Source organism: Hymenobacter sp., from assembly GCF_036388155.1.
Taxonomy (GTDB): Bacteria; Bacteroidota; Bacteroidia; order Cytophagales; family Hymenobacteraceae; genus Hymenobacter.
The window spans coordinates 1-8,847 of record NZ_DASVSI010000084.1; the positions used below are offsets into that span (position 1 = coordinate 1).

Sequence of the window (8,847 nt, forward strand, 5' to 3'; positions counted from 1 at the left end):
TCACCTGGTCAACTCCTTTCACCGGCGCGGCATCCACTTCAAGGCCCTGGACCTGGGCATCGACACCACCACGCCGGCGGGCAAGTTCATGCTCTCCATCTTCGCCTCGCTGGCCGAGTACGACCGCGAGAGCATCCTGGAGAAGACCAAGGCCGGCCAGCAACTGGCCGCCGCCCAGGGCAAGCACATCGGCCGGCCCAAAGGGCTCGACGCCGAGAACCTGGCCAAAGTGCGGAAAGCATTGGAAAAAGGGCTCTCCGTAGCCGAAACGGTGGAATTGACTGGCATTAGCCTCTCCAGCGTCAAGCGCTACCGCAAGCACCTGCAGGCCGCTCTTACCTAATAGTACTACTGCCCAAAAGGACTTAGAGTAATTTTATCCCCCCGTTGCTATAAGAAGGCCTACTCACGCAGGTGCTGGCCGCTCCCCAGCAGCCTGGCGCGCCGGCCAAGAAGTAAGGGCAGGCCCTTCAGCCTGCTGGCTTCCCTAGAGGTCATTGCCTGCTTTAGCCTCACTGGCGCATTCCATTCACTTGTAGTGCTTTTGCACCCCTCGCCATGACTGAACTCCAACGCTTGCTGGCCGCTTACGACGCGAACCGCGCTGCGGGCCGCGCCTGCGCCCTGGCCACGGTGGTGGAGGTGGAAGGCTCGGCGTACCGGCGGCCCGGCGCTCGCATGCTCGTCACCGACGACGGGCAGCTGACGGGCGCCATCAGCGGGGGCTGCCTGGAAGGCGACGCCCGCCAGCGGGCCCAACGGGTGCTGCAGCGCGGCCAGCCCGCGCTCATTACCTACGACACCTCCGACGAGGACGACCCGCGCCACGGGCTGGGCCCCGGCTGCCAGGGCGTCGTGCACATTCTGTTGGAGCCCCTGCACTTTCAGGACCCCGACAACCCGTTGGAGCTGCTGCGGGGCTTTGCCCGTCACCCCGAGCCGGCGGTGCTGGCCACCGTGTTTCGCCAGGTGGCGGGCCAGGCCTTGCCCGACCTCGGCCAGCGCCTGCTGCTGTTGCCCGATGGCTCGGTGCGCGGCTCCGCGCTCGATAACCTGGACCTGACCACCGCTATCCGCCGCGATGCCCAGCAAGCCCTTGCGGATAACCAGTCGCTCATCCGCGAGTATGGGATGAAGCCCGATGGCATTGCGCGCGTGTTTTTGGAGGTGCTGCGGCCACCCCTGCGCCTGACCGTGTACGGGGCTGGCAACGACGCCCAGCCCCTGGTCCGCCTGGCTGCCTCGCTCGGCTGGCACGTGACGGTAATCGACGGCCGCCCTCGTCAGGCAGTCCAAGAACGGTTCCCGGATGCCGCCGAAGTACGGGTAGTGCCCCTGGGCGAAGTGCCGGCCCTGCCGCTCTCGGCCGACTATGCGGTTCTGCTGACCCACAATTACGCCTACGACCTGGCCGTGCTGCAGCGCCTGCTCGATGCGCCCACGCCTTACGTCGGCCTGTTGGGCCCGCGCAGCAAAGCCGCGCGCCTGCTGGAAGAGCTTGCCCAGGCCGTGCCCAATGCCGAGGCGCTGCTACGAGGCCGGCTATTTAGCCCCATTGGCCTGAACCTGGGAGCTGAAACCCCAGAAGAAATAGCGCTGTCCATCACGGGCGAAATTCAGGCGGTACGCCAGGGTCGCCCCGGGGGCATGTTGACCTTTTCCCGGGACCCCATTCATGCCCGCCCCACGGACATGGCGGCGGGCTCTGCCTACCTAACCACGGGCAGGACCCTACGCTATGGCCATGTAGTCGTGGCTGAGCCCAGCTGCGGGGTATAACCCTGCTGCCTCGCTAGGCTCTGTTTGAAAATCATACTCTTTGGTTTGAATCGTGTTTAACTGCCGCCTGGGGCTTTCGGACCTTTGTCATGTTCCCTGCCACTCGCAATAGCAAACGCGGCAGCCTATTATCTACCTGGCAGTAAGGTGAATATTCTCTTGCCTGCGCAGTGAAAGCCGCACTCATTGGCGCCCGGTTTACGGCCCGGCGACAAGCGCTTAGACGAACTAGCGGGGAGCTCTTTTTACACTTTTAATCACCACTCATATGGATAAGCGGAAATTAGGCCCGAGCGGCCTGGAAGTATCGGCCCTGGGCCTGGGCTGCATGGGCCTGACCTTCGGCTTTGGTTCGGTCACGCCTTCTGACGAAGCCATCACCCTCATTCGCACCGCCTTCGAGCGCGGGGTAACCTTGTTCGACACGGCCGAAGCCTACGGGGAGCTCAACGAGACGCTGGTGGGCCAGGCCCTGGCGCCAATGCGCGACCAGGTGGTCATTGCCACCAAGTTCGGCTTCAAGGAGGGCAACCCAAAGGAGGGCATGGACAGCCGGCCCGAGCGCATCCGCCAGGTGCTGGAGCAGTCGCTGCGCCGCATGAAAACCGACTACATCGACTTGTTCTACCAGCACCGGGTCGACCCCAATGTGCCGATTGAAGAGGTGGCCGGGGCCGTAAAAGACCTCATTCAGGAAGGCAAAGTGAAGTACTTCGGCCTCTCGGAAGCCGGCGCCGATACCATTCGCAAAGCCCACGCCGTGCAGCCCGTATCGGCCCTGCAGAGCGAGTACTCGATGTGGTGGCGCGAGCCCGAGCAGAGCGTCCTGCCGACGCTGGAAGAGCTGGGCATTGGTTTCGTGCCCTTCAGCCCGCTGGGCAAAGGCTTCCTGACCGGCAAGATTAACGAAAACACCGAGTTCGACAAGAACGACTTCCGCAACACCGTGCCCCGTTTCTCGGAAGAGAACCGCAAAGCCAACCAGGCCCTGGTGGACCTGCTCGGCACCATCGCGGCCGGCAAGCAAGCCACCCCGGCCCAGATTGCGCTGGCCTGGCTGCTGGCCCAAAAGCCCTGGATTGCGCCCATCCCCGGCACGTCCAAGCTGCACCGGCTGGAGGAAAACATCGGCGGCGCGTCGGTGCACCTCACGCCCGACGACCTGCAGCGCATCGAGCAGGCACTCGCCCAGGTGCAAATCCAGGGCGACCGCTACAATGCGCAGTCGCAGAAAGCCATCAACCGCTAATCCCACAGGGCTCCACGTAGCCCGACATGCACCCCATGGATAATACAAGCCCACAACCCGCGACGGGCTTTAACCGCCGCGACCTACTCAAAGCCGGGGCCATCCTGGCCGGAGCCGCGCTGCTCCCGAACGCCGACGTATTGGCTTCCCCCACTGCGGCGGCGCCCACTCCCGCGAAAGACAAGGTGAGTTCCCGGCGCAAGCTGGGCACCCTGGAGGTTTCCAGCATCGGCATTGGCGTGCAGAACATGAGCCGCAAGTACACCACGGAGGTGCCCAACCGGGCCGAGATGCACCGCATCATCCGCAGTGCCTACGACCACGGCGTGACCCTATTCGACGCCGCCGAGGCCTACGGCCCGCTGGAGGTGGAGCGCATCCTGGGCGAAGCAGTGGGCTCCTTTCGCAACAAAATTGTGATTGAGACGAAGTTCGGCTGGAACATCGACCAGAAAACCGGGCAGCGGCTGCCGGGCCTGAACAGCCAGCCCGACCACATCAAGCTCGTGGTGGACGGCATGCTGCAGCGCCTGCGAACCGACCGCATCGACCTGCTCTACCAACACCGGGTCGACCCGGCCGTGCCCATCGAGGACGTGGTCGGCGCGATTCAGGACCTCATCAAACAGGGCAAAGTGCTGCACTACGGCTTGTCGGAGCCCGGCCTGCAAACCGTGCGGCGTGCCCACGCCGTGCATCCGGTGACGGCGATTCAGAACGAGTACTCGCTGCTCTGGCGCGGGCCCGAAGCAGAAGTGCTGCCGCTGTGCCAGGAGCTCGGCATCGGTTTCGTGGCGTGGAGCCCGCTGGGCATCGGCTTCCTCAACGGGGCCATCGACGCCAACACCCGCTTTGCGCCTGGCGACATTCGCGGGGTCGAGTCCCGGTTCTCCCCGGAGAACCTGCCGGGCAACCTCGCGCTGGTGCAGCTGCTCAACACCTGGGGCGCCCGCAAAAACGCCACCTCCGGGCAACTGGCGCTGGCCTGGCTGCTGGCCCAGAAGCCGTGGGTAGTGCCCATCCCGGGTACCACGCAGATGGCGCACATGCTGGAAAACAACGGGGCCGACGCGGTGCGCTTCACGGCCGACGAACTCAAGCAGTTCAACGCGGAAGTAGCCAAAATTCAAATCAAAGGGGAGCGGCTGCCTCAAGCTGTGCTCCAGTATTCGGCGGTGGAAGCCCCTCCTAAAAAGTAGTTGCAGGTGCTAAACGGACGGATTGCGCAAGTGCCGCAGTCCCACGACAACCAGTAAACAGACAGCAGTCATGAACAATGCAAGTATGCAGGGCAAAGTAGCCCTGGTAACCGGGGCCAGCGGGGGAATCGGCTTGGCCACGGCCCGGAAGTTTGCGCAGGCAGGAGCCAGCGTCGTGCTGTGCGCCCGCCGCACGGAGCTAATTGAAAAAGAAGCCGAGCAATTACGAGCAGCTGGTTACCAGGCGCTGGCTGTCACCGCGGATGTCACCAATACCGGGCAGGTGAAAGAGTTGGTTGCCACAACGGTGGAACACTTCGGTCGACTCGATTACGCGGTCAACAACGCGGGCGTCATCAACGAGCGCGGCCCGGCCCACGAGCTGGCCGAGGAGGAATGGGACCGGCAGATTTCGGTGAACCTGACGTCGGTGTGGGTGTGCATGAAACACGAGTTGGCGCAGATGGTGCGCCAGGGCGCCGGTGCCATCGTCAACGTCTCCTCGACGGCCGGGCTGCGGGCTGCCCCCGGCCTGGCGGCTTACAATGCAAGCAAGCACGGGGTGGTTGGTCTGACCAAGTGCACCGGGGTTGAATACGCGGCCCAAGGCATTCGCGTGAATGCGGTCTGCCCGGGGTGGGTGGAGACCCCGATGACCGCCGAGTACGGCAGCGACCCCGCGCGCCATGAGCAGATGGTTGCCTCGGAGCCGATAAAGCGGACGGCCCAGCCGGAGGAAATTGCCGCCAGCATCGTTTGGCTCTGCTCCGATGCCGCGAGCTTCATCACCGGGGACGCTATTGCCGTCGACGGCGGGCTTACAGCCTAATCTTAACAGTCACAGAGCGGGTATCAGCGTCCGCGCAGGGTTGCCTGCGGGCCCTGCTTCCCTTTGCCCTATCCTACCTTTTTGCCATGAATACCCCACAAGTAGAACAAGAGCTCCTCGACCTCTCGCGCCAGATGTGGCGCTGGATGTCCGAGCGCAACATCGAAGCCCTCAACACGCTCATCCACGACAACGCCAGATTCGTGCACATGGGCGCCACCTTCTCCAAGAGTCAGGAGCTGGACGTCATGCGCAAGGGCGAGATTCAAATGAAAGAAGTCGATTTTCAGGAATCGTCGGTGCGGTTCGTAGGGGCCACCGCCATCGTGTTGAATAAAATCCGGCTGGTGGCGGAGGTATATGGCAATGAGGCCATCAACCCCTTCGTAGTCACCGAAGTGTACGCGCACGAAGGCAATGCCTGGACGCTGGCCTCCCTCGCGTTTACGCGCCTGCTCACGGCCTAGCGCTTCGGGTTTGGGGCTGGCCCCAAACAGCCCCAACTCTTATCGACATATCCTACGAATTGGACATGAACATCCTGATACTGGGAGCTGCCGGCCAAATCGGCCGCATGGCCACCGAGAGCCTGCTCCGCCAAACCGACGCCACCCTCGTTCTGTACGCCCGCCAGGCGACCAAACGCCTGAAAGTGGCCGACCCGCAGCGCGTGCGCCTGGCCGATGGCGACCTGACGGATGTCCCCACCCTGACCAAGCATATGCAGGGGATTGATGTGGTGTACATCAACGCTGCGGGCGACAAAGCCGCTAAACAGGCCATTGCCCAGGCCATGCGGGCGGCGGGCGTCAAGCGAGTCATCGAAGCCTCAATTCTGGGCATCTACAACGAGGTGCCCGGCGCTTTCGGAAAGTGGAACACCCGCATGGTCGGCGCCAACCGGATACGTGAGGTGGCGGAAGCTACCGGTGTCTTTGAAAACGAGGCCTTCGACTACACGATACTGCGCCTGACCTGGCTTTATAACCAAGCCGGCAACACCAACTACCAGCTGACGCAGAAGGGCGAACCATTCGTCGGGGCCCAGGTGACGCGGCAGGCCGTGGCCCAGCTCATCGTCGACATCGTCACGGCCCTGGACGGCCGCTTCAGCCACAAGAGCCTGGGCGTAAGCGAGCCGAATACAAACTGGGACAAACCTTCCTTTTACTAACCCTCCCCGGACTTGAAGCACTGGCTCATACTAGGCGCCCTGCTACTGGCAGCGTGCTCCTTCTCCCCAAGCGAGGATAACAAGAATGCGGTGAAACCTGCCCTGGATTCGAGTAAAATATTGATTGTCTATTTGTCGCGCACCAACAATACCAGGGCCGTGGCGGGCATGATTCAGCAAACTGTGGGCGGTGACCTGGTGGCGCTGGAGTTGCAATCGCCTTACCCCGCCAACTACCAGGCCATCGTGCAGCAGGTAGTCGACGAGAACGAAAAAGGCTACCTGCCCCCGCTGCGCACCCGGATTGCCAACATGGAGCAGTATGAGGTGGTCTTTGTAGGCTTTCCCACCTGGGGCATGCAACTGCCCCCGCCCATCAAAAGCTTTTTGAAGCAGTACGACCTGAGCGGCAAAACCCTGGTGCCTTTCAACACCAATGCGGGCTACGGCGTCGGCAGCAGTTTTGAGACGGTTAAAGCCATGGTTCCCAAGAGCACCGTTCTGAAAGGCTTTTCAACCCGCGGCGGCATAGAGCGGGACGGCGTGCTATTTGTGATGGAAGGAAACAAAGAAAAGCAGGTACAGACTCAGGTAAAGGCTTGGTTGAGCGAAATTAACCTTCTGACCAAGAAGTAAAAACATCAAAGCTGCTGTTGGTTTGCTTGTGGCCCACCCGTTGAAAATATCCCAGTCGGGTGGAAGAGGATGGGGGCGTTACTGCGCCTGCTCTTCCCAAATTGTACTGTTTAGCAGTGGGTTTCCTTTTGTTCGCGGCCTCCGGCTCGAAAAGTAAAAGCGCCCCGTTCGGCTGACCGGGGCGCTTTCTTTGGTACTCAGCGGGGCACTATCCGCTCTGAACCTTACGCCTAGCCGCTATTACACTGGCGGCAACCGGCGCCAGCATCGTGGCGCCGCTGAACATGGCTAAATCTAGCATAGTGGGTGTGGCACCGTATAGTTTTTGCATTTCCTTAAACAGCTTCATCCCCTGCTTGGGGTCGGCACTCATCCAGTGGGCCACGTCGGCGGCGGTCACTACTTGGCCTGCCACAAGAATTTCCATATTCGGGCTTAGCTCAGGCACCGGGGCTTCGGCCGGCTGCAGCCGAAGGCTAATGAACACCGCGCCTGCGCTCTGGGGGTTACGGTCAGAAGTAACCCATGTATCAGTGCCGGCGCTACCAAAGCCCTGTACCAAAGCGGCAGTATAGCCCTCAGTGGCTGCGCTGCTGCCGGCCTGGCGGCTGGCCTCTGCCACGAGGTGCGAACTGGTGAAGAACTCATAGCCGGGCGGGAACTGATAGGGCAAGCGGTGCTGGGCGCTCAGGCGCAACTCGCCTAGCAGGTTGCGACAAGCGCCGCTCATCCAAACGGCCTGCACCTGGCCGTTAATACTGGAAAACTCGCGGATGGGCGCGGCGGTATCCGCATTTCGGGTGCTCATATGGACGTAAGCGCCAACGCGAAAACTTTTGGCAGCTGCTTTGGCCGCGATTTCCTGGGGGGTGGGGTAAGCCATAATAAAAGGGGGAAACAGCTATGAATTTGCAATTGTAAAACGGCGGGCTACGTGGTCGGCACGGCCGACGTAATGGCCTCGCTCATGGGATGATGGCTGCCCCTCGCGCCTTCATAGAAGTAGTGCCACTGCGTCTTGCCGTAGTTCAGGTGGTCCTTGTACAAAGCCAGCCCACTAATCGTGCGGGGCGTGTGGGGACTGAAAAAATGCACTTGGTGGCCCACTAGAAACTTGGGGGTCGGGTGCTGCTTGCCGGCGCCGGTGCTCACGTAGGCAAGCTGGCCAACGATGCTGCCCACGGCCTGCCCGCGCCAACGCAGCTCGTCCACCGGGCCGGCCTCGGCCCGCTGCTTCAGGTATTCGACTTCGGCGGCCTGGTCGCGCAGGCCGATGGTGGCCGCGAGTAGGGCAATGGCCTGCTCGGCGGTGTCGGCAAAATATATCCGGTCGCCCTCCCCTGGTAGCAGCACCTCGAACTGGCCGCTAAGTACCTGCTGAGTGTTCGGATTGACGTAGTTTAAGCCCTGGTGCGTGGGCTCGGAAAGTAGCTCGTACTGGCCCGCGTCGTCGCTGTGGCGGTCGTTTACCTGGATGGCGTAGTGGTAGCCGTTCCAATAAATAGCAGTCACCAGGCCCTGCACGTCGCGGTAACGAGTGCTGCGGACGGTGGAATCAATGGCAATGCGGCCGGCGCAGGTTTCGATGGCGGGGAGGTTCGGTAGCATAAGGTTTTGCAATTGTAAAAAGTGGGGGTTAGGCTGCCTGCTGGTGCTGTTTCTGGTGCTCCTGCGCCTGGGGCCGGGGCGGCTCGAAGCGAAGGGCGGCGCGGATAGCTTCCGAGAAGCTAACCGATGCTCCGGTTCGGATGCTGGCGGCGGGGCCTCGGCCCTGGCGCATTTTCCACGCCCACCGGCTGCCTTCGCGGTGGACGTGGACGCTGAAAACCGGGAGCATCAGCTAGGTTGTACGGACAATTAGCGAAGCCAGAGTAAGGCGCAGACGAAGTGCACGAAGCCGAGGTAGCTGCTGGCGGTTTTGTCGTAGCGCGTGGCCAGGCGGCGAAACTGCTTGAGCCGGCCCATGAGCCGCTCAATGCGG

General features: G+C 62.1%; 12 protein-coding genes. 8 read left to right on the forward strand and 4 right to left on the reverse strand.

The window, feature by feature from the left end:
* From VF629_RS11750 to VF629_RS11785, 8 genes are all read left to right on the forward strand, one after another.
* The coding region (locus tag VF629_RS11750; protein WP_331058674.1) for a recombinase family protein at positions 1-343 on the forward strand (343 nt) is incomplete at its 5' end.
* A 215-nt stretch (positions 344-558) separates the two neighbouring features.
* Positions 559-1,779, forward strand: a complete 1,221-nt coding sequence (locus VF629_RS11755) for an XdhC/CoxI family protein (RefSeq protein ID WP_331058675.1) — start codon at positions 559-561, stop codon at positions 1,777-1,779.
* Positions 1,780-2,047: 268 nt separating this feature from the next.
* Positions 2,048-3,028, forward strand: a complete 981-nt coding sequence (locus VF629_RS11760) for an aldo/keto reductase (protein ID WP_331058676.1) — start codon at positions 2,048-2,050, stop codon at positions 3,026-3,028.
* A 35-nt stretch (positions 3,029-3,063) separates the two neighbouring features.
* Positions 3,064-4,227, forward strand: a complete 1,164-nt coding sequence (locus tag VF629_RS11765; protein WP_331058677.1) for an aldo/keto reductase — start codon at positions 3,064-3,066, stop codon at positions 4,225-4,227.
* Positions 4,228-4,297: 70 nt separating this feature from the next.
* Positions 4,298-5,056: a glucose 1-dehydrogenase gene (locus VF629_RS11770; RefSeq protein WP_331058678.1), complete on the forward strand. Its 759-nt coding sequence runs from the start codon at positions 4,298-4,300 to the stop codon at positions 5,054-5,056.
* Positions 5,057-5,142: 86 nt separating this feature from the next.
* On the forward strand, positions 5,143-5,523 hold the full coding sequence (locus VF629_RS11775; protein WP_331058679.1) for a nuclear transport factor 2 family protein: 381 nt from the start codon (positions 5,143-5,145) through the stop codon (positions 5,521-5,523).
* A gap of 65 nt (positions 5,524-5,588) precedes the next feature.
* Complete coding sequence (locus VF629_RS11780) at positions 5,589-6,230, forward strand: NAD(P)H-binding protein (RefSeq protein ID WP_331058680.1); 642 nt, start codon at positions 5,589-5,591, stop codon at positions 6,228-6,230.
* Positions 6,231-6,242: 12 nt separating this feature from the next.
* Positions 6,243-6,866 (forward strand): flavodoxin, encoded by a 624-nt coding sequence (locus VF629_RS11785; protein WP_331058681.1) that lies wholly within the window; start codon positions 6,243-6,245, stop codon positions 6,864-6,866.
* A 208-nt stretch (positions 6,867-7,074) separates the two neighbouring features.
* On the opposite strand, the gene VF629_RS11790 is transcribed toward VF629_RS11785, so the two are convergent.
* From VF629_RS11790 to VF629_RS11805, 4 genes are all read right to left on the reverse strand, one after another.
* Positions 7,075-7,749, reverse strand: coding sequence for a hypothetical protein (locus VF629_RS11790; protein ID WP_331058682.1), 675 nt, complete (start codon positions 7,747-7,749; stop codon positions 7,075-7,077).
* A 47-nt stretch (positions 7,750-7,796) separates the two neighbouring features.
* Positions 7,797-8,474 carry a hypothetical protein gene (locus VF629_RS11795; RefSeq protein ID WP_331058683.1) on the reverse strand — a complete coding sequence of 226 codons (678 nt, stop codon included), beginning with the start codon at positions 8,472-8,474 and terminating at the stop codon, positions 7,797-7,799.
* 28 nt (positions 8,475-8,502) lie between these two features.
* On the reverse strand, positions 8,503-8,703 hold the full coding sequence (locus tag VF629_RS11800) for a hypothetical protein (RefSeq protein ID WP_331058684.1): 201 nt from the start codon (positions 8,701-8,703) through the stop codon (positions 8,503-8,505).
* A gap of 20 nt (positions 8,704-8,723) precedes the next feature.
* Positions 8,724-8,847, reverse strand: a 124-nt coding sequence (locus tag VF629_RS11805; protein ID WP_331056918.1) for a transposase, incomplete at its 5' end; no start/stop codon positions are given.